The organism is Streptomyces sp. NPDC015131, from assembly GCF_043079975.1.
In the GTDB taxonomy this organism is placed as follows: domain Bacteria; phylum Actinomycetota; class Actinomycetes; order Streptomycetales; family Streptomycetaceae; genus Streptomyces.
The window spans coordinates 637,173-657,487 of record NZ_JBIBVB010000001.1; the positions used below are offsets into that span (position 1 = coordinate 637,173).

Sequence of the window (20,315 nt, forward strand, 5' to 3'; positions counted from 1 at the left end):
TCGCGTCCGGACCCTTGCTGCGGCCACCGGTGCTGTGCGATACAGGTCTGGACCAATCCCCCCACCGCTCGTGGAGGCCGCCGTGCGACGCCCCCTCACCGCCGCCGCGTTGACCGTATCCGCCGCCCTGCTGCTCACCGCGTGCTCGGGCGGCGGTGGCGGGGGCGGTGGGGGAGCGGACGGCGAAGGGGGGCCGGACATCGTGCGCCCCACCACCCCCACCGGGGTCACCGCACAGGCCGGCAGCGCCACGTCGGTCCACGTGATGTGGGAGCGCTCGACCGACGACCGGGCCGTCACCGCCTACGACGTCCTCCACGCCGGGCGGCGCGTGGCGACCGTCCCGGCCTCGCGCCACATGGTGGACGTCGAGCGGCTGGCGCCCTCCACCCCCTACCGCTTCACCGTCCGCGCCCGGGACGCGGCGGGCAACCTCTCCGCACCCAGCGCCGAGGCGCCGGTCACCACGCCCCCGGCCGTCCCCGACGACCGCACGCCCCCCACCCGCCCGGCCGCCCTGCGCGGCACGGCCGACGGCAGCCGGGCGGTGACCCTCACCTGGTCGCGCGCCACCGACGCCACGGCGGTCACCGCGTACGACATCCACCAGGGCGGTGTACGGGTGCACAGCGTGCCCGGCACCACGACCACCACCCGGCTCACCACCCTGCGCCCCGGCACGCGCTACACCTTCACCGTCCGGGCCCGCGACGCCGCCGACAACGTCTCGCCCGACAGCCCCCCGGCGACCCTCACCACCGCCGACGCGCCCGCGGGCGGACCGGCCACCGCCCCCACCGGCCTCACGGCCACGGCCCGCAAGGGCGCCGTCTCCCTGACCTGGACCCCGCCGGACACCGGCGCGCCGGTGAAGGAGCACCAGCTCTACCTGGACGGCGCCTTCGCCACCACCATCGTCTGGGGCGCCGCGCCGCCCCCGGGCAGGGCGGCGTACACCTTCACCGTCACCGACCCGCCCGGCACGCGCCACACCGTCAAGCTCCGCGCGAGGCTCCCCGACGGCACCTGGGGGGACTTCTCCGCCGAACGGACCGTCACCGTCCCCTGACAGCGGCTCCTGAGAGTGGCCGGGCAGGCCCTCGCCCGGGCGGAGAGGCGCGCCGGCAAGCACCCGTGAAGCCCCCGGGCGTGACTCCGCCCCCCGGCGCGGTGCGGCGCAGGGGGGCGGAACGGTGTGCGGGGGAGGGGCGTCAGCCGACGAGCTGCTCGTAGGCGGGCAGCGTGAGGAAGTCGGCGTAGTCCTCGTCCAGCGAGACCTTCAGGAGCAGGTCGTGGGCCTGCTGCCAGCGGCCGGCGGTGAACGCCTCGTCGCCGATCTCGGCGCGGATGGCGGCCAGTTCCTCCGCGGCGACCTTGCGGGCCAGCTCGGCGGTGGCCTTCTCGCCGTTCTCGAAGACGACACCGGCGTTGATCCACTGCCAGATCTGCGAGCGGGAGATCTCGGCGGTCGCCGCGTCCTCCATCAGGTTGAAGATGGCGACGGCGCCCAGGCCCCGCAGCCACGCCTCGATGTAGCGGATGCCGACCTGGACGGCGTTGCGCAGGCCGTCGTAGGTGGGCTTCGCGTCCAGCGAGTCGATCGCGATGAGGTCACCGGCCGCCACGGAGACGTCCTCGCGCAGGCGGTCCTTCTGATTGGGCTTCTCGCCGAGGACGGCGTCGAAGGAGGCCATCGCGATCGGCACCAGGTCGGGGTGGGCGACCCAGGAGCCGTCGAAGCCGTCGCCCGCCTCGCGGTCCTTGTCGGCCTTGACCTTCTCGAACGCGACCTTGTTGACCTCGGCGTCCTTGCGGGACGGGATGAAGGCCGCCATGCCGCCGATCGCGTGCGCGCCGCGCTTGTGGCAGGTGCGGACCAGCAGTTCGGTGTACGCGCGCATGAACGGCGCCGTCATCGTCACCGCGTTGCGGTCCGGGAGGACGAACTTCTGCCCGCCGTCACGGAAGTTCTTGACGATGGAGAAGAGGTAGTCCCAGCGGCCCGCGTTGAGGCCCGCCGCGTGGTCGCGCAGCTCGTAGAGGATCTCCTCCATCTCGTACGCGGCCGTGATCGTCTCGATCAGCACGGTGGCGCGGACGGTGCCCTGCGGGATGCCGACGTAGTCCTGGGCGAAGACGAAGATCTCGTTCCAGAGGCGGGCCTCCAGGTGGGACTCCGTCTTCGGGAGGTAGAAGTACGGGCCCTTGCCGAGGTCGATCAGCCGCTGCGCGTTGTGGAAGAAGTACAGGCCGAAGTCGACCAGCGCGCCGGGGACCGGGCGGCCGTCGAAGCGCAGGTGGCGCTCCTCCAGGTGCCAGCCGCGGGGGCGCATGACGACCGTCGCCAGCTCCTCGGCGGGCTTGAGGGCGTACGACTTGCCGGTGCGCGGATCGGTGAAGTCGATCCTGCGCTCGTAGGCGTCGATCAGGTTGAGCTGGCCGAGGACGACGTTCTCCCAGGTGGGGGCGGACGCGTCTTCGAAGTCTGCGAGCCAGACCTTGGCGCCCGAGTTCAAGGCGTTGATGGTCATCTTGCGGTCGGTCGGGCCGGTGATCTCGACGCGACGGTCGTTCAGCGCGGCCGGGGCCGGCGCGACCTTCCAGCTGTCGTCCTCGCGGAGCTGTGCGGTCTCCGGGAGGAAGTCGAGGGTGCTGGTGCGGGCGATCTCGGCGCGGCGCTCGGCGCGGCGGGCGAGGAGCTCGTCACGCCGCGGCGTGAAGCGCCGGTGCAGCTCGGCCACGAAGGCCAGGGCCGCTTCGGTGAGGACCTCGTCCTGCCGGGGCAGGGGCTCGGCTTCGACGATGGCCAGCGGGGACGGCGCTGGTGCGGACATGAGCTGTCACTTCCTTCAGCGGGGACGGGACACGGCGCCGTTCCGCAGCCGCCGGGCGTGCGCACACGGCACTGAGTGCCGAGGGGGCCGAGATACGGTCACGGGCGCCTTCTGACGTTCGGGTGCTTCTGATCAGTGGATACTAGTTTCCTCATGGTGGAAGTTCAATGGTTGTTTGATGTCGAGATTCTCTGAGTCGACAGAACATGGCGCTGAGTGCCACGCCGTTCACTCCAGGTGCCCCAGGTCGGCCACCGTGTCGATGTCGTACGCCTCGGCGACGTCCCCGCACTCCACCAGGACGATCGACGCCTCGTGGCGCCTCAGATAGGCGCGTGCCCCGCGGTCCCCCTCCGCACTCCGCGCCACGTCCGCCCAGCGGCCGGCCCCCAGCAGCACCGGATGGCCCCGCTTCCCGTCGTACGCCGCCGACGCCAGGGCGTCGCGGGAGCGGTACGCGGCGGCCACCCGCCGCACCGCCTCGGGCCCGATCCCGGGCTGGTCCACCAGCGACACCACCGCCGCGTCCGCGCCGGAACCCTCCAGCGAGGCGAGGCCCGCGCGCAGCGACGAGCCCATGCCGCCCTCCCAGTCCGGGTTGTCCACCAGGACGCAGCCGGCCAGCGCGGCGCGCTCCCGTACGGCGCCGGCGGCGGCGCCCAGCACCACGTGCACCGGGTCGCAGCCGCCCGCCCGCAGGACCTCCACCGCGTGCTCGACCAGGGGCCGCCCGCGGTGCTCCAGCAGCGCCTTCGGCCGGCCGCCGAGCCGCCGCCCGCCGCCCGCCGCGAGGAGCAACCCGGCGACCCGCGCCCCCTCCGCCCGTCCGTCCGCCCGTCCGTCCGCCGGTCCGTCTGTCGTCGTATGTCCCATGTGGAGTGCATACCGTACGCACGGGTGTCCGCGCGCGGGTGAAGAGGAGCCTCCGCCTTGGATAGGGTGCGGGTCCGGGACCGGAGCGTTCAGCGCCGGCCGCGGCACAGTGCGAAGTCCGAGACGGGGGACATGGGTTGATGAGTGGTGGTCCGGCACACCAGGGCACGGTCTTCCAGCCGCTCGAGGACGACGATCCGCGCGCGGTGGCCGGTTACCGGCTCGCCGCCCGGCTCGGCGCCGGCGGCATGGGCAAGGTGTACCTCTCGTACACCCCGGGCGGCCGGCCGGTCGCCATCAAGGTGATCCGCCCCGACTTCGCCGAGGACGCCGAGTTCCGGCGGCGGTTCGCCCAGGAGGTGCAGGCCGCCCAGCGGGTCCAGGGCCTCTACACCGCGCCCGTCATCGACTCCGACACGGACGCCCGCCGGCCCTGGCTCGCCACCGCGTACGTCCCCGGCCCCTCCCTCGCCGACGCGGTGCAGGCCCACGGCGGGCTGCCCGTGGACACCGTCCTCCTCCTGGTCGCCGGGATCGCCGAGGCGCTCCAGGTCATCCACGGCGCCGGCATCGTGCACCGGGACCTCAAGCCGGCGAACGTCCTGCTCGCCGCCGACGGGCCGCGCGTCATCGACTTCGGCATCGCCCGCGCCGCCGACGCCACCTCGCTGACCGGCAGCGGCGTCACCATCGGCACCCCGTCGTTCATGTCGCCCGAGCAGGCGGCGGGCCGCCCGGTCACCGCCGCCACGGACATCTTCGCGCTCGGCCAGGTCACGGCGTACGCGGCCCTCGGCAGCCCGGCGTTCGGCGAGGGCACCTCGCACGGCGTGCTGTACCGGATCGTGCACGAGGAGCCCCGGCTCGACGGGCTCCCCGACCGGCTGCGCGAACTGGTGACCCGCTGCCTCGCCAAGGACCCCGCCGAACGGCCCTCCGTCGGCGAGATCCTGACCCTGTGCCAGGCCGCCAGCGACCAGACCGCGCTGCGCCGCCCCGAGGAGTGGCTGCCCGGCGCCGTCGCCGCGGACATCACCACCCGCGCCGCCGCGCCCGCCCCGGCCGCGGCCACCACGCCCCCGCCGCCCGCCCAGCCCCCGGCCGCGCCCGCCGCCCCGGCCCCGCAGGACGCGCCGCCCGCCCCGGCGTACACCCCGCCCCCGGCCGCCACCGCACCCACCCCGCCCCCGGCGCAGCCGCCGGTCACCCACGCCCCCACGGCGCACGCCGCACCGGCCACCCCGCCGCCCGGCTTCGGGCCGCCGCCCACCCAGCCGCACACCCACGCCTCGGCGCCCGCCCCCGGCTACGGCTACCCCCAGACCCACCCCGCCCCGTACCCGAACCAGGCCGCCGCCCCGGCCCCGGGCCCCGGCGCGGCCACCGCCCCGACCGCGACCGGCGCGCCCGCCGCGCCCCGGAAGAAGACGAAGCGCAACGTCCTGCTCGCCCTCGCCGCCGCCCTGCTGGTCGCCGGGCTCGCGGGCGGCGGGGTGTACGTCCTGATGGCCTCCGACGGCGGCAAGGGCGACCGCGCGGCGAGCGACGGCGGCACCACGGGCGACCCCACGCCCCAGGACCAGGCCACCCCCGACACCCCGACCGGCGACTCCGGCCCCTCGGCCGGCACCCCGTCGGACGGCGCCCCCTCGTCCGGTACGCCGTCCTCCCAGCAGCCCCCGCAGCCCGTCGCCGACCCGGAGCCGGTCGCCTACCAGGGCATCGACCTCACCGACGGCTACCACCTGACCCTGGCGGACGACCCCGTCAAGCCGCTCGCCGGCGACGCCAACGTGGACGTCGCGTACGACTGGAACCTGGAGAAGATCCACGTCGACGACGGCCGCCTCATCCTGCTGCGCACCGGCCAGAAGGGCGACCTGGACACCTGCCGTACCGAGACCCGCTATGCCGACCGGGTCGACCTGGACGCACTCTCCAAGGGCTCCCAGCTCTGTGTCCTGACCAACGGCGGGCACGTCGGCCTCGTGACCTACCAGGGCAAGTCCCCGGAGTCCGACCCCAGCCACTACGTCACCCTCGACGTGACCGTGTGGCGCGGCGCGATCGCCCCGGAAGCCACCTCCTGAGTTTCGTCCGAGGAGTGGCGCTCCCCGCCCGTCATGGCGTTAAGTACAGGGACGGGCGCACAACGTAGTGCGTGCAAGGGGTGGGAGAGCTGTTGTTGCGAAGCGTGGAGCAGCGGCGCGCGGCCGAGGGCGGCGGCGAGGACCCGAGGGTGGCGGAGCTGCGGGCCGCCGTCGCCCGTCTCCGCCGTGAACTGGCCATTCATCCGGTGGACTTCGCCGACCGGGGCATCGCGGAGGACGAACTGGCCGCCCTGGCCGCGATGATCCTCGCCGGACCTCCCGAAGTCCGGCGGCTGCGCCGCTCGTTACTGCTGATCGCCGGGGCCGTCGGCTCGGTCAGCGCCCTGGCTCCCGCGCTCACCGACGTCCGGCACGCGGTGGAGGGCTTCGGCGACCGCCCGCGCTGAGGGCGGCCGTCCGCTGGCCGGGGCGGGGCGGGCGGCCCAGCATGAGGGGGAGGGGCCCGAGGGGCCCCGTACCACCACCACGCTGGAGGGACCGTGCCGACGCTCCGCATCGAACACGAGATCACGGACTACGAGGTCTGGAAGAACGCCTTCGACCGGTTCGGCGACTTCCGCCGGCAGGGCGGGGTGCTGCGCTACCGCGTCCAGCGCCCGCTGGACGACGCCCGGCGCATCGTGATCGACCTGGACTTCGAGACCGCCGACCGGGCGGAGACGTTCCTCGACGCCCTCCGGACGAAGGTGTGGTCCTCCCGCGAGGCGGCTCCCGCCCTGGTGGGCACGCCGACGGCGGTCATCGTGGACCTGGTCGAGGAGGGCCGCCCCAACGGCTGACGGCCGCCACCGCCGTACGAGGCGGTGCCCCCGGCCGAGACGCGCGCTCCGGGGCCCGAGGCGCCAAACGGCTCGGCACGGCCCCACGCGGCCCACACGGCGCAAGCGGTCCAAGGCGCCCAACGGCTTGAGACCGCCCCGAGCGGCCCGAGGCGTCAAACGGCCCGAGGCGTCAAGCGGCCCCGGGTCCCGCCCCTCCGGGGGCGAGGCCCCCGCCCGTCCTCAGCTCTGGCCGTTGTTGGCGGCTGCCGTGTTCGCCAGCGCCGTCGACAGCTCCTTCGCGATGCCCTGGAGGATCGGCACGATCCGCTCCGTCGCGGTCTCCGTGACCCGGCCCGCCGGGCCCGAGATGGAGATGGCCGCGGCGGTGGGGGAGTCGGGCACCGAGACCGCGATGCAGCGCACCCCGATCTCCTGCTCGCTGTCGTCCAGCGCATACCCCGCCGACCGGACCTGCTCCAGCGCGTCCAGGAAGCCGTCCGGGGTGGTGATCGTCTTCTCCGTCGCGGCGGGCATCCCGGTGCGCGCGAGCAGCGCCCGTACCTCCTCCGGCGGGGTGTGGGCCAGCAGCGCCTTGCCCACACCGGTGGAGTGCGGCAGCACCCGCCGACCGACCTCGGTGAACATGCGCATGGAGTGCTTGGACGGCACCTGCGCCACGTACACGATCTCGTCGCCGTCCAGCAGCGCCATGTTGGCGGTCTCGCCGGTCTCCTCGACGAGCCGGGCGAGATAGGGGCGGGCCCAGGTGCCCAGCAGGCGGGCGGCGGACTCGCCGAGGCGGATGAGCCGGGGGCCCAGGGCGTACCGGCGGTTGGGCTGCTGGCGCACATAGCCGCAGGCGACCAGCGTGCGCATCAGGCGGTGGATGGTGGGCAGCGGCAGCCCGCTGCTGGAGGAGAGCTCGCTCAGCCCGACCTCGCCCCCGGCGTCGGCCATCCGCTCCAGGAGGTCGAAGGCACGCTCCAGGGACTGGACGCCGCCGGTCGCGGCTGCGGGTTTGGCGGCGTCGGTGGTGCTGGCGCTGGACGTCGGCACGTCAACGGTCCTTTCGAGGCGGAGTGGCAAATCAGCAGCCTACCGGGCCCTTCCGCCCGGCACATCGCCCGCGGTGGGCCGTCTTCGCCGGTCAGGCGCTGTTTGTCCGGGTGTCCCCGCGCTCCCGCGCGGGTCCGCCCGGCCCACTCATGTGGGGAGCTACGTTCTCCTTCATGAAATTGGGTTTCCACTTCATGGAAACATCCAAGACGCCCGGTCGCCACCCGGCGACCGTCCGGGGGACTCTTGACGAGGGGAGATCGGCGGTGAAGACTCCTTCAACAGTTCGTTGAAATCGGTGGATCCCCTATCGGCTGTCGGTGGACCCCATCGGCGGATCCCCATCGGTGGATCCCCATCGGGGGACCCCCTTCGATACGGAACTCCGACACGGAAGGTGAAGTGGACGGGAACGTGGACCTGAACGGCAACCCGCAGCAGGCAGCAGGCACGGACGTGACGCTCGTCCTGCGCTCGACGCGCGTCATCACCCCCGAGGGCACCCGCCCCGCCTCCGTCGCCGTCGCGGGCGAGCGGATCGCGGCGGTGCTGCCCCACGACGCCGAGGTACCGGCCGGCGCCCGGCTGGAGGACGTCGGCGACCACGTCGTCCTGCCCGGCCTCGTCGACACGCACGTCCATGTGAACGACCCCGGCCGCACCGAGTGGGAGGGCTTCTGGACCGCCACCCGCGCGGCGGCGGCCGGCGGCATCACCACGCTGGTGGACATGCCGCTCAACTCCCTGCCCCCCACCACCACGGTGGACAACCTGCGCACCAAGCAGGACGTGGCCCGCTCCAAGGCCCACATCGACGTCGGCTTCTGGGGCGGCGCCCTGCCCGACAACGTCAAGGACCTGCGGCCCCTGCACGACGCGGGCGTCTACGGCTTCAAGTGCTTCCTGTCGCCCTCCGGCGTGGACGAGTTCCCGCAGCTCGACCAGGACCAGCTGGCCACCTCGCTCGCCGAGATCGCCGGCTTCGGCGGCCTGATGATCGTGCACGCCGAGGACCCGCACCACCTCGACGCCGCCCCGCAGAAGAGCTCGCCCAAGTACGCCGACTTCCTCGCCTCCCGGCCCCGCGACGCCGAGAACACCGCGATCGCCAACCTCATCGACCAGGCCAGGCGCCTGGACGCGCGCGTGCACGTGCTGCACCTCTCCTCCAGCGACGCGCTGCCGATGATCGCCGCCGCCCGCCGCGAGGGCGTGAAGATCACCGTCGAGAGCTGCCCGCACTTCCTCACCCTCACCGCCGAGGAGATCCCGGACGGGGCCACCGAGTTCAAGTGCTGCCCGCCCATCCGCGAGGCGGTCAACCAGGACGCGCTGTGGGAGGGGCTCGCCGACGGCACCATCGACTGCATCGTCTCCGACCACTCGCCGTCCACCGCGGACCTGAAGACCCCCGACTTCTCCACCGCCTGGGGCGGCATCTCCTCGCTCCAGCTCGGGCTGCCCGCCATCTGGACCGAGGCCCGCCGCCGGGGCCGCACCCTGGAGGACGTCGTCCGCTGGATGTCGACCGCCCCCGCGCGCCTCGCCGGCCTCGACCGCAAGGGCGCCATCGAGCCGGGCCGGGACGCCGACTTCGCGGTCCTCGCCCCCGACGAGACCTTCACCGTCGACCCCGCCGAACTCCACCACCGCAACCGGGTCACCGCCTACGCCGGGAAGACCCTGCACGGCGTCGTGAAGTCCACCTGGCTGCGGGGCGTCCGCATCGCCGACAACGGCACCCTGGCCGAGCCGACGGGCCGGCTGCTCGAAAGGAACAAGTGACCCCGTGACCGGTATACCCTCCTTCACCGGCGACGCCAGCCCCTACGGCGGCGGTGACCCGTACGCCGACTACCGCACCGCCGACCTCCCCTTCACGGACCTGGTCGATCTGGCCGACCGCCGCCTCGGCGCGGGCGTCATCGCCGCCAACGACGAGTTCTTCGCCGAGCGCGAGAACATGCTCAAGCCCGAGCCGGCCGAGTTCGACCCCGAGCACTTCGGCCACAAGGGCAAGATCATGGACGGCTGGGAGACCCGCCGCCGCCGCGGGGTCTCCGCCACCCAGCCGCACCCCACCGACGAGGACCACGACTGGGCGCTCGTCCGGCTCGGCGCCCCCGGCGTCGTACGCGGCATCGTCGTGGACACCGCCCACTTCCGCGGCAACTACCCGCAGGCCGTGTCCGTCGAGGGCACCTCGGTCGCCGGCTCGCCCTCGCCCGAGGACCTGCTCGCCGACGGCGTGGAGTGGACGACGCTCGTCCCGCGCACCGCCATCGGCGGCCACGCGGCGAACGGCTTCGCCGTCGACGCCGGGCGCCGCTTCACGCACCTGCGCGTCAAGCAGCACCCCGACGGCGGCATCGCCCGGCTGCGCGTGTACGGCGAGGTCGCCCCCGACCCGGCCTGGCTCGGCGTGCTCGGCACCTTCGACGTGGCCGCCCTGGAGAACGGCGGGCTCGTCGAGGACGCCTCCGACCGTTTCTACTCGCCGGCCACCAACACCATCCAGCCCGGCCGCTCCCGCAAGATGGACGACGGCTGGGAGACCCGCCGCCGCCGCGACAAGGGCAACGACTGGATCCGCTACCGGCTCGTGGAGCAGTCCGCGATCCGCGCGGTCGAGATCGACACCGCGTACCTCAAGGGCAACAGCGCCGGCTGGGCCGCCCTGTCGGTCCGGGACGGCGAGGACGGCGACTGGACCGAGGTGCTGCCCCGCACCCGCCTCCAGCCCGACACCAACCACCGGTTCGTGCTGCCGGAGCCCGCGGTCGGCACCCACGTGCGCATCGACATCTACCCCGACGGCGGCATCTCCCGCCTCCGCCTGTTCGGCTCGCTCACGGACGAGGGCGCCAAGCGCCTCACCGCCCGCCACGAGGAGCTGAGCTAGCCCCTCCCGACCCGGGCGGTACGACACCCGCCCGTGCCGCGCGCGGGGCGCACCGGAAGGACAGCACCGGTGCGCCCCCGCGCCCTGCGGCGGCCGCGCCCTCCCGGGGCGCCCGGCCCGCCGGACCCCCGGCCGGGGGTCGCCGTCCCGATCCCGGGCCCGCGCACCGATGAGCAAGGCGCCCCGGAACGGTCGTTACTGGTGAGAACCGGAAAACAGCGACCGTACGGAACCGGAGGCACGGCCATGGCCAGGCTCACCATCACCACCTTCACGTCCCTCGACGGCGTGATGCAGGCACCCGGCGGCCCCGACGAGGACCGCACCGGCGGCTTCCGCCACGGCGGCTGGACCGTCCCCTTCGCGGACGACGACTTCGGCGCGTTCATGACCGAGGTCTTCTCCCGGGTCGACGCCTTCCTGCTGGGCCGCAGGACGTACGAGATCTTCGCCGGGTACTGGCCGAAGGTCACCGACGAGAACGACCCCATCGCGGGCCCGCTCAACACCCGGCCCAAGTACGTGGTGTCCCGGACCCTCGGCGCGGCGGACTGGAACAACACCACCGTCCTCACCGGCGACCTCGCCGAGGAGGTCGGCCGCCTCAAGCAGGAGCGCACCGGAGGCGAGCTGCAGGTCCACGGCAGCGGACGGCTCGCCCAGAGCCTGCTGGAGCTGGGCCTGGCCGACGAGCTGAACCTGCTGGTCTTCCCGGTCTTCCTCGGCGCCGGCCGCCGCCTCTTCCCGGACGGCGGCACCCCGACCGCCTTCGCCCTCACCGGCCACCGCACCACGTCCACCGGCGTCACCATCCAGACCTACCGCCCCACCGGACCCGCGCGGTTCGGCAGCTACGAAGCCGGCGAGTGACCCGGCCCGGGCACCTACCGCGCCCGGCCCAGCCGGTCGCCGGTCATCAGCACGGCGAACCCGGCCACCGCGACCAGGACGTGGGCGAACAGCTCCCGCCCCTGGAAGAGGCCGACGCTCTCGGTCAGGTGCCGGGTGAAGCCCAGCAGACGGAACCGCCCACCGGTCAGCTCGTGCAGCACCCCGCCCGCCCCGATGAGCAGCATCAGCGACCCGGCGAACTCCAGAATCCTTCGCATACCGCAGAGCGTCGGGCCGCCGGCCGCCCCACCGCATCGGACCTCCGGCCCGCGCCCGCCGCCGGAAGTACCGGCCCGGCGCGACTTTGGTAGCGGATCCCCGCTCCCGGGCCGCGACCCCGCGCCCGGCCGCATAGCTTTGTCGACATGACGCGTACGGAGTACCCCTGGCTGCTGCCCTCGGACCTGGCCGGCCCCGGGCTGCCCGGCGACGCGGGGTCCCCCGGCGGCCCCGGGGCCCCCGAGGGCGGCCGGGGCCGCGGCGCGGTGCGCCGGCGCCGTACCGTGCGGGACTGGGTCGTGGACACCGTCGCCTTCGTCTTCGCCGGCTTCTTCGGCCTGCTCGCCGCCGACGCCGCCGCCAGGTTCGGCAACTCCGAGGCGGCCGTCCTCGCCGACCAGCTCCTCGGCGCCGCCGCCTGCTGCGCGATCTGGCTGCGCCGCCGCAGCCCCGTGGCCGTGGCCGTCGCCCTCTCCCTGCTCAGCGCGGTGGCACCGGCGGCCGTCGGCGCCCTGATGGTCGCCCTCTTCGGGCTCGCCGTCCGCGTCCCCTTCCGGCGCCTCGCCCAGGTCACCGTCCTGGCGATGGTGTGCGGCACGGTCCAGGCCCTCGTCCGGCCCGACCCGACCCTCCACCCCCTCGCCTCGATCGCCATCGGCCTGGTGCTGATCCTGCTGGTCACCGGCTGGGGCATGCTCGTCCGCTCCAGCCGGCAGCTGGTCGTCGCCCTGCGCGAACGCGCCGACCGCGCCGAGGCCGAGGCGGAACTCCGCGCCGAGCAGGCCCAGCGCGCCGCCCGCGAGGCCATCGCCCGCGAGATGCACGACGTCCTCGCCCACCGCCTCACCCTGCTCAGCGTCCACGCCGGCGCGCTGGAGTTCCGCCCCGACGCGCCCCCGCCCGAGGTCGCCCGCGCGGCCGGGGTGATCCGCGACAGCGCCCACGAGGCACTCCAGGACCTCCGCGAGATCATCGGCGTGCTGCGCGCCCCCGGCGAGCACGAGGACGCCCACCGGCCGCAGCCCACCCTCGCCACCCTCGGCGCCCTGGTCGCCGAGTCCCGGGCGGCCGGCATGGCCGTCACCCTCGACGACGGCGTCGGCGACCCGGAGTCCGTCCCCGCCGCCACCGGCCGCACCGTCTACCGCATCGCCCAGGAGGGCCTGACCAACGCCCGCAAGCACGCCCCCGGCACTGAGGTCACCCTCACCCTCCGCGGCAGCCCCGGCGAGGGGCTCACCCTCACCGTCGCCAACTCCGCCCCCACCGGCCCCGTCCCGCACGTGCCCGGCTCCGGCCAGGGGCTCATCGGGCTGACCGAACGCGCCACCCTCGCCGGCGGCAGGCTGAGCCACGGACCGGTGCCCGGCGGCGGATTCGCGCTCCGGGCCTGGCTACCGTGGCCCTCATGACCATCCGGCTGCTCGTCGTCGACGACGACCCCCTCGTCCGCGCGGGACTCACCCTCATGCTCGGCGGGGCCGAGGACATCCGGATCGTCGGGGAGGGCGCCGACGGCGCCGACGTGCCCGCGCTGGTGAGCGAGACCGCCCCCGACGTCGTCCTGATGGACATCCGCATGCCCCGCGTCGACGGCCTCACCGCCACCGAACGCCTCCGCGCCCGCCCCGGCGCCCCCGAGGTCGTCGTGCTCACCACCTTCCACGCCGACGAGCAGGTGCTGCGCGCCCTGCGGGCGGGCGCCGCGGGCACACCCCGCCCGACCGGATCGTGGAGTCCGTACGCCGTGTGGCGGCCGGCGACCCGGTCCTGTCCCCGGCCGTCACCCGGCAGCTGATGGCCCATGTGGCGTCGTCCCCGGAGCGGTCCGGCACCGGCCGGCGCGCCACGGCCGCCGCGCGCCTGGCGGTGCTCGCCGACCGCGAGCGGGAGGTGGCCCTCGCGGTCGGCCGGGGCCTGTCCAACGCCGAGATCGCCGCGGCCCTCTACATGGGCCTGCCGACCGTCAAGACGCACGTCTCCCGCGTCCTGTCCCGGCTCGGCCTCAACAACCGGGTGCAGATCGCCCTGCTGGTCCACGACGCGGGCCTCCTCGACGGCGAGAGCACCGAGGACGACGGGCGCTAGACCCCCGCGCCGACCCCCACCGCGTCGTCGATCTCGTCCAGCCGCACCGGGCGCCGCTCGCGCCGCGACCGTTCGCACGCCTCCGCCACCCGCAGGGCCCGCAGCGCCTCGCGGCCGTCGCAGGGGTTGGCCAGCTCCCCGCGCGTCACGCGCACGAAGGCGTCCAGCTCCGCCTCGTACGCCGGGGCGAACCGCTCCAGGAAACCGGGCCAGGGGTTGCCGGCCGGGGGAGGGCCGAGCGGCTCGGTGGACGTGAGCGGCGTGCGGTCGCCGAGGCCCACCGCGATCTGGTCGCGCTCGCCCGCCAGCTCCATCCGTACGTCGTAGCCGGCGCCGTTGCAGCGGGTGGCCGTGGCCGTGGCGAGGGTGCCGTCGTCCAGGGTGAGGAGCGCGGCGGCCGTGTCGACGTCGCCCGCCTCGCGGAACATCGCGGGCCCGCCGTCCGCGCCCGTCGCGTACACCTCGGTGATCTCCCGGCCGGTGACCCAGCGCAGGATGTCGAAGTCGTGGACCAGGCAGTCGCGGTAGAGCCCGCCGGAGAGCGGGAGGTACGCGGCGGGCGGCGGCGCCGGGTCGGAGGTGATGGCCCGCACGGTGTGCAGCCGGCCCAGGCGCCCGGCGTGCACGGCGTCCCGGGCGGCCCGGTAGCCGGCGTCGAAGCGGCGCATGAAGCCCAGTTGGAGCTGGGTGCCGGCCTCCTCGACCGCCCGGAGCGCGGCCAGGGTGCCGGGCAGGTCGAGGGCGATGGGCTTCTCGCAGAAGGCGGGCAGCCCCGCGCGGGCGGCGCGGGCGATGAGGCCGGCGTGGGACGAAGTCGCCGAGGTGATGACGAGCGCGTCCACCCCGTGGGCGAGGACGTCGTCCACGGCCGGCGCGGCCGTGGCGCCGGTGAGCGCGGCGACCTGGGCCGCCCGGCCGGGGTCGGCGTCGGCCACCACCAGGGCCTCCACCTCCGGATGGCGGCTGAGCACGCCCGCGTGGAAGCCGCCGATGCGGCCCGTTCCGATGAGTCCGATGCGCATGGCCCCCAAGGTGGTGCCGCCACCCGCCCCTGTCAAGCATTTGTCCGGACAACAGGACTTCACGACTTCCCGTCATCATTCCCGGTGGATAGGCTCGGCCCGTGCCCAAGGAGACCCGAGCAGCCAGAGAAGACACCGGTTCCCGGACCGGTTCCGGCGCCCGCCTGCCGCTGAGCGTGGACCGCACCAGCCCGGTCCCGCTCTACTTCCAGCTCTCCCAGCAGCTCGAGGCGGCCATCGAGTGCGGGACGCTCACCCCCGGCAGCCTCCTGGGCAACGAGATCGAGCTGGCCGGCCGGCTCGGCCTGTCCCGGCCGACCGTCCGCCAGGCCATCCAGGCGCTCGTCGACAAGGGCCTGCTGGTCCGGCGCCGGGGCGTGGGCACCCAGGTGGTGCACAGCCAGGTCCGCCGCCCGCTGGAGCTGAGCAGCCTGTACGACGACCTCGAAGCGGCCGGCCAGCGCCCGGCCACCACCGTGCTGGCCCACCGCGTCGAGCCCGCGCCCGCCGAGGTCGCCGCCGCCCTCGGCGTACCGGAGGGCACCGACGTCCGGTACGTGGAGCGCCTCCGCCTCGCCCACGACGAACCGGTGGCCCGGCTGCGCAACCACCTCCCGCTCGGGCTGCTCGACCTGGACGGCGAGGTGCTGGAGCGCAGTGGCCTGTACCGGCTGATGCGCGGCGCCGGCATCACCCTCCACAGCGCCCGCCAGAAGGTCGGCGCCCGCGCGGCGACCGCCCAGGAGGCGGACCTGCTCACCGAGGCCGAGGGCGCCCCGCTGCTGACGATGGAGCGCACCACCTTCGACGACACCGGCCGCGCGGTCGAGTTCGGCTCCCACATCTACCGCGCCTCGCGCTACGCCTTCGAGTTCCAGCTCCTGGTCCGTCCGTAGGCGGCGGCCCCGGTCACGGTCCGGTGGCCGCGCGGGCCTCCAGGCGGCGGTGGACCAGCACCACCAGGACCGAGGCGCCGGCGATGACGGCGCCGCCGACGCGCAGGATGGCGTCGTACGCGGCCTCCGGGCCGGTCTCCGGGGTGAGCGCGGTGATCGCCGCCGCCGCGGCGGCCAGGGCGATGGCGCCCAGGGTGACCAGCGCGGTGAGCACCACGCCCGACGCCTCGCCGGCCCGGGCGGGCGGGACGACCGCTTGCGTGGCCACGCTGGAGAAGGTCCAGCCCAGGCCGAGCCCGAGGGCGCACCAGGTGAAGACCGGCAGGTAGAGCCACCAGGCCCACACCAGGCTCAGGCCGATCATGCCGGTGCCCGCCACGGCCCCGGCGAGCGCCATCACCGTGGTCGCCCGCAGCCGCGTGGACAGCCAGGCGCCGAGCGGCCCGGAGCACGCCACCATCAGCGCCGGGGCGAGGAACACGGTGCCCGCCAGCAGCGCGGACAGCCCGCGGGTCTGCTGGAGCTGGAGGGTGGCCAGGAACACCGTGACGGCGTAGCCCATGTTGCACACCGACCCCATGACCGTGACCAGGTCGAAGGAGACGTTGCGGAACAGCCGGAAGTCGACCAGCGGATGGGCGCAGGTGCGCTCGCGCCGCACGAAGGCGGCCCCGGCCAGCACCGCCACCGCGTACAGCACCAGGGTGCGCGGGTGGTCCCAGCCCCAGGCGCTGCCCCGCTCCACCGCGAGGGTCAGCGCGGCCAGGCTCGCCACCACGGCCAGGCAGCCCGGCAGGTCGACCTGGCGCGGCGCGCTCTCGTCGCGGGAGTCGGGGACGTACCGCACCGCGATCAGCAGCGCGAGGGCGCTCAGCGGGGCCAGCAGCCAGAAGATCCACCGCCAGCCGGGGCCGTCGGTGAACCCGCCGCCGACGAACGGCCCGAGAGCGGTGCCCACATTGGCGAGTGCGAACACCGCCCCGAGCGCCCGCGCCCGGGTGGCCTCGGGGAAGGTGTTGCTGATGACGGAGACCGACACGGGGAAGACCAGGGCCGCCCCGGCGCCCTGCACCACCCGCGCCACCACCAGGACGCCCAGCGTGGGGGCGAGCGCGCAGCCCACCGAGGCGGCGGCGAACAGCCCGATGCCGGTCAGCAGCACCGGGCGGCGGCCGAGCAGGTCGCCCAGCCGGCCGCCCACGATGAAGAGGCAGCCCACGGCCAGCATGTAGGACGACAGCGTCCACTGGGCGGCGGTGACCGTCACGCCCAGCTCCCGGGCGATGCCGGGGATGGCGAGGTTCAGCGCGAAGAAGTCCACCTGGATGGCGAACAGGGCGATGGCGACCGCCGCGAAGGCGCCCGCCCCCCGCCGCGAGGACGCCGGTGGAGCCGGCACGGACGTCGATCCCATGGACCCAGCAGACCCCGGGCCCCGCCCGCCCGCCACCGGACCGCCCACCCCGGTGACCGGCGGCCGGCGGGCGGCCGCGCGTCAGAATGTTCGGACAAACCATTGACGCGGCTCTCCCGGCCCCGTAGAAACGCACCAGCCCGCCCGGCCGGGCGGCGCCCGGCGGAGCTCCCGCGGCCCACGGCACCCGAGGAAACCGGGGCACATCACCATGACCCATACTTGGCCAGTCGTACGACAACAGCAGAAACAGCAGGCCCAGCGGCACAGACAGCGGCAGGGGCAACGAGCCCGCTTGGAGGAGCACGGCGTCGTGGCAAGGGAACGGACAGGGGTACGCGCGCTGCGCGCGGTGCTGGCGGCGGTGCTCGGGGTGACCCTCGCGGGCGCCCTCGCCGGGTGCAGTGCCACGGGTGGCAAGCGTGCGGAGGACGCCCGGAAGTCGGCCGCGGCGCAGGGGCGTGCGGCGGTGGACACCCCGCGGTGGACGTTCGCGATGGTGACGCACTCGGGGGACGGCGACACGTTCTGGGACATCGTGCAGAACGGCGCCAAGCAGGCCGCGGTGAAGGACAACATCAACTTCCTGTACGCGCACAGCGACGAGGGGCAGCAGCAGGCCCAGCTGGTCGACTCCTATGTCGACAAGAAGGTCGACGGGCTGATCGTGACGCTGGCGAAGCCGGACGCGATGAAGGCGGCCGTGGCCCGCGCGGTGAAGGCGGGCATCCCGGTGATCACGGTGAACTCCGGCGCCCAGCAGTCCAAGGCGTTCGGGGCGCTCACCCACATCGGGCAGGACGAGACCATCGCGGGTGAGGCGGTCGGCGACGAGCTGGACGAGCGGGGCCGGAAGAAGGCCCTGTGCGTCCTGCACGAGCAGGGCAATGTGGGCCATGAGCAGCGGTGCGGCGGGGTGAAGAAGACCTTCGGCGGCCAGGTGCAGAACCTGTATGTGGACGGCACCAACATGCCCGACGTCCAGGCGTCGATCGAGGCGAAGCTGCAGACCGACCCGTCCATCGACTCCGTGGTGACCCTCGGCGCGCCGTTCGCCGACGCGGCGGTGCAGGCGAAGAAGTCGGCCGGCTCGAAGGCGGAGATCGACACCTTCGACCTGAACGCCAAGGTCGCCGCCGGGCTGAAGAGCGAGCAGCTCGGCTTCGCGGTCGACCAGCAGCCCTACCTCCAGGGGTACGAGGCGGTGGACCTGCTGTGGCTCTACCGCTACAACGCCGATGTGCTGGGCGGCGGGCGTCCGGTGCTGACCGGTCCGCAGATCATCACGGCCAAGGACGCCGGGGCGCTGGCCGCCTTCACCGAGCGGGGCACGCGATGACGGCCACGACGGCCGACGAGCGGCTGCTGCGTACCTCGCCGGTGCGCCGGCTGCTGGGGCGGCCGGAGCTGGGCTCGGTGGTCGGGGCGCTGGCGGTGTTCCTGTTCTTCGCGGTGGTCGCGGACGGTTTCCTGCGGGTGTCGAGCTTCGGCACGGTCCTGTACGCGGCGTCCACGATCGGGATCATGGCGGTGCCGGTGGCGCTGCTGATGATCGGCGGCGAGTTCGACCTGTCGGCCGGGGTGATGGTGACCAGCTCGGCGCTGGTGTCGTCGATGTTCAGCTTCCAGATGACGGCGAACGTATGGGTCGGCGTGGTGGTGTCGCTGCTGGTCACCCTGGCGATCGGCGCGTTCAACGGGCTGATGCTCACCCGGACGAAGCTGCCCAGCTTCATCATCACGCTGGGCACGTTTTTGATGCTGACCGGCCTGAACCTGGGCCTGACGAAGCTGATCAGCGGCACGGTGTCCACCAAGACGATCGCCGACATGGAGGGCTTCGGCTCGGCGCGGGCCCTGTTCGCCTCCCAGTTCTCGCTGGGCGGCCTCGACGTCAAGGTGACCGTGCTGTGGTGGCTGGGGCTGGTGGCGCTGGCGACGTGGATCCTGCTGCGGACCCGGTTCGGGAACTGGATCTTCGCGGTGGGCGGCGGCGCGGAGGCCGCCCGGGCGGTGGGTGTGCCGGTGCGCCCGGTGAAGACGGTCCTCTACATGGGGGTGGCGTTCTGCGCCTGGGTGTCGGGGCAGCACCTGCTGTTCTCGTTCGACGTGGTGCAGTCCGGTGAGGGGGTGGGCAACGAGCTGATCTACATCATCGCGGCGGTGATCGGCGGGTGCCTGATCACCGGCGGGTACGGGTCGGCGATCGGTGCGGCGGTCGGGGCGTTCATCTTCGGCATGACCAGCAAGGGCATCGTGTACGCGGAGTGGAACCCGGACTGGTTCAAGTTCTTCCTCGGAGCGATGCTCCTGTTGGCGACCCTGCTCAACGCGTGGGTCCGCAAGCGTGCGGAGGCGACGACGTGACGGCCCTGATCGAGCTGGACCGGGTCAGCAAGCACTACGGCAACATCCGTGCCCTGCGGGAGGTGTCGCTGGAGGTGCACGCGGGTGAGATCACCTGTGTCCTGGGTGACAACGGCGCGGGCAAGTCGACCCTGATCAAGATTGTCGCGGGGCTGCACGGGCACGACGGGGGCGACTTCCGCATCGAGGGCGAGCCGGTGGCCCTGTCCTCGCCGCGCCAGGCGCTGGAGCGGGGGATCGCCACCGTCTACCAGGACCTGGCGGTGGTGCCGCTGATGCCGGTGTGGCGCAACTTTTTCCTGGGCTCCGAGCCCACCCGGGGGGCGGGGCCCTTCAAGCGGCTGGACGTGGCGCTGATGCGGGAGACCACCCGCTCCGAGCTGCTGCGGATGGGCATCGACCTGCGGGACGTCGACCAGCCGATCGGCACCCTGTCGGGCGGTGAGCGCCAGTGCGTGGCGATCGCGCGTGCCGTGTACTTCGGCGCCCGGGTGCTGGTCCTGGACGAGCCGACCGCCGCGCTCGGGGTGAAGCAGTCCGGTGTGGTGCTGAAGTACGTGGCGGCGGCCCGGGACGCCGGGCTCGGCGTGGTGCTGATCACCCACAACCCGCACCACGCCTACCTGGTCGGCGACCGCTTCGTCCTGCTCAAGCGGGGTGCGATGGCCGCGAGCCACACCAAGGACTCGGTCACCCTCGACGAGCTGACCCGCCAGATGGCCGGCGGCAGCGAACTCGACGACCTCCGCCACGAGCTGGAGCGCGCCCCGTCCCCCACCCACCTGGGCGGCCACCGGCCCGGCACCGACCCGGCGCCCTGACCCGGCCGCCCCCACCCCGCCGCACCGCCGCCCCCGTACCCGTACCTGGCAGAATCGGGG

The 20,315-nt window shown here is 74.0% G+C and carries 18 protein-coding genes and 1 pseudogene; 13 read left to right on the forward strand and 6 right to left on the reverse strand.

Features of this window, described 5'->3' with window-relative positions:
• Positions 1-82 precede the first annotated feature (82 nt).
• Positions 83-1,069: a fibronectin type III domain-containing protein gene (locus ACF08D_RS02515; protein ID WP_392220644.1), complete on the forward strand. Its 987-nt coding sequence runs from the start codon at positions 83-85 to the stop codon at positions 1,067-1,069.
• Between the two features lie 142 nt (positions 1,070-1,211).
• Here ACF08D_RS02515 and aceB read toward each other — a convergent pair whose 3' ends face one another.
• Both aceB and ACF08D_RS02525 read right to left on the reverse strand, forming a co-directional pair.
• Positions 1,212-2,834, reverse strand: a complete 1,623-nt coding sequence (gene aceB / locus ACF08D_RS02520; RefSeq protein WP_392220645.1) for a malate synthase A — start codon at positions 2,832-2,834, stop codon at positions 1,212-1,214.
• Positions 2,835-3,062: 228 nt separating this feature from the next.
• Positions 3,063-3,707 carry an NTP transferase domain-containing protein gene (locus ACF08D_RS02525; RefSeq protein ID WP_392220646.1) on the reverse strand — a complete coding sequence of 215 codons (645 nt, stop codon included), beginning with the start codon at positions 3,705-3,707 and terminating at the stop codon, positions 3,063-3,065.
• Between the two features lie 140 nt (positions 3,708-3,847).
• Here ACF08D_RS02525 and ACF08D_RS02530 point away from each other — a divergent pair, with 140 nt between their 5' ends.
• From ACF08D_RS02530 to ACF08D_RS02540, 3 genes are all read left to right on the forward strand, one after another.
• Positions 3,848-5,797 (forward strand): serine/threonine-protein kinase, encoded by a 1,950-nt coding sequence (locus tag ACF08D_RS02530; protein WP_392220647.1) that lies wholly within the window; start codon positions 3,848-3,850, stop codon positions 5,795-5,797.
• A gap of 92 nt (positions 5,798-5,889) precedes the next feature.
• Positions 5,890-6,204: a DUF5955 family protein gene (locus ACF08D_RS02535; protein ID WP_392220648.1), complete on the forward strand. Its 315-nt coding sequence runs from the start codon at positions 5,890-5,892 to the stop codon at positions 6,202-6,204.
• 93 nt (positions 6,205-6,297) lie between these two features.
• Positions 6,298-6,597 carry a hypothetical protein gene (locus tag ACF08D_RS02540; protein WP_392220649.1) on the forward strand — a complete coding sequence of 100 codons (300 nt, stop codon included), beginning with the start codon at positions 6,298-6,300 and terminating at the stop codon, positions 6,595-6,597.
• 222 nt (positions 6,598-6,819) lie between these two features.
• On the opposite strand, the gene ACF08D_RS02545 is transcribed toward ACF08D_RS02540, so the two are convergent.
• Entirely contained in the window at positions 6,820-7,635 is an 816-nt protein-coding gene (locus tag ACF08D_RS02545) for an IclR family transcriptional regulator (protein WP_392220650.1), read from the reverse strand.
• Positions 7,636-8,037: 402 nt separating this feature from the next.
• Here ACF08D_RS02545 and allB point away from each other — a divergent pair, with 402 nt between their 5' ends.
• The 3 genes from allB to ACF08D_RS02560 all read left to right on the forward strand — a co-directional run bounded on the left by allB (position 8,038) and on the right by ACF08D_RS02560 (position 11,407).
• Positions 8,038-9,420 (forward strand): allantoinase AllB, encoded by a 1,383-nt coding sequence (gene allB / locus ACF08D_RS02550; RefSeq protein WP_392220651.1) that lies wholly within the window; start codon positions 8,038-8,040, stop codon positions 9,418-9,420.
• 4 nt (positions 9,421-9,424) lie between these two features.
• Positions 9,425-10,537, forward strand: coding sequence for an allantoicase (alc, locus tag ACF08D_RS02555; protein ID WP_392220652.1), 1,113 nt, complete (start codon positions 9,425-9,427; stop codon positions 10,535-10,537).
• 246 nt (positions 10,538-10,783) lie between these two features.
• On the forward strand, positions 10,784-11,407 hold the full coding sequence (locus tag ACF08D_RS02560) for a dihydrofolate reductase family protein (protein ID WP_392220653.1): 624 nt from the start codon (positions 10,784-10,786) through the stop codon (positions 11,405-11,407).
• Positions 11,408-11,421: 14 nt separating this feature from the next.
• On the opposite strand, the gene ACF08D_RS02565 is transcribed toward ACF08D_RS02560, so the two are convergent.
• Positions 11,422-11,646, reverse strand: coding sequence for a hypothetical protein (locus ACF08D_RS02565; protein WP_392220654.1), 225 nt, complete (start codon positions 11,644-11,646; stop codon positions 11,422-11,424).
• Between the two features lie 147 nt (positions 11,647-11,793).
• Between ACF08D_RS02565 and ACF08D_RS02570 the strand changes: the two genes are divergently transcribed.
• Both ACF08D_RS02570 and ACF08D_RS02575 read left to right on the forward strand, forming a co-directional pair.
• Positions 11,794-13,059 (forward strand): sensor histidine kinase, encoded by a 1,266-nt coding sequence (locus ACF08D_RS02570; protein ID WP_392220655.1) that lies wholly within the window; start codon positions 11,794-11,796, stop codon positions 13,057-13,059.
• Positions 13,056-13,735 (forward strand): annotated as a pseudogene (locus ACF08D_RS02575) (response regulator). The gene ACF08D_RS02570 and the pseudogene ACF08D_RS02575 overlap by 4 nt, the downstream one beginning before the upstream one ends.
• On the opposite strand, the gene ACF08D_RS02580 reads toward ACF08D_RS02575, so the two are convergent.
• Positions 13,732-14,757: a Gfo/Idh/MocA family oxidoreductase gene (locus ACF08D_RS02580; RefSeq protein WP_392220656.1), complete on the reverse strand. Its 1,026-nt coding sequence runs from the start codon at positions 14,755-14,757 to the stop codon at positions 13,732-13,734. The pseudogene ACF08D_RS02575 and the gene ACF08D_RS02580 overlap by 4 nt on opposite strands.
• 176 nt (positions 14,758-14,933) lie before the next feature.
• Between ACF08D_RS02580 and ACF08D_RS02585 the strand changes: the two genes are divergently transcribed.
• Complete coding sequence (locus tag ACF08D_RS02585) at positions 14,934-15,653, forward strand: GntR family transcriptional regulator (RefSeq protein ID WP_392221190.1); 720 nt, start codon at positions 14,934-14,936, stop codon at positions 15,651-15,653.
• A 13-nt stretch (positions 15,654-15,666) separates the two neighbouring features.
• Here ACF08D_RS02585 and ACF08D_RS02590 read toward each other — a convergent pair whose 3' ends face one another.
• Positions 15,667-17,067, reverse strand: a complete 1,401-nt coding sequence (locus tag ACF08D_RS02590) for an MFS transporter (RefSeq protein ID WP_392220657.1) — start codon at positions 17,065-17,067, stop codon at positions 15,667-15,669.
• Positions 17,068-17,380: 313 nt separating this feature from the next.
• Here ACF08D_RS02590 and ACF08D_RS02595 point away from each other — a divergent pair, with 313 nt between their 5' ends.
• The 3 genes from ACF08D_RS02595 to ACF08D_RS02605 are packed head-to-tail and all read left to right on the forward strand — an operon-like array spanning position 17,381 to position 20,255.
• A complete protein-coding gene (locus ACF08D_RS02595; protein ID WP_392220658.1) occupies positions 17,381-18,406 on the forward strand; it encodes a sugar ABC transporter substrate-binding protein in 1,026 nt (341 codons plus the stop codon).
• Positions 18,403-19,434 (forward strand): ABC transporter permease, encoded by a 1,032-nt coding sequence (locus ACF08D_RS02600; RefSeq protein ID WP_392220659.1) that lies wholly within the window; start codon positions 18,403-18,405, stop codon positions 19,432-19,434. Before ACF08D_RS02595 ends, ACF08D_RS02600 begins: the two co-directional genes overlap by 4 nt.
• Positions 19,431-20,255: an ATP-binding cassette domain-containing protein gene (locus ACF08D_RS02605; protein ID WP_392220660.1), complete on the forward strand. Its 825-nt coding sequence runs from the start codon at positions 19,431-19,433 to the stop codon at positions 20,253-20,255. The genes ACF08D_RS02600 and ACF08D_RS02605 overlap by 4 nt, the downstream gene beginning before the upstream one ends.
• The last annotated feature ends 60 nt before the right edge of the window (positions 20,256-20,315 follow it).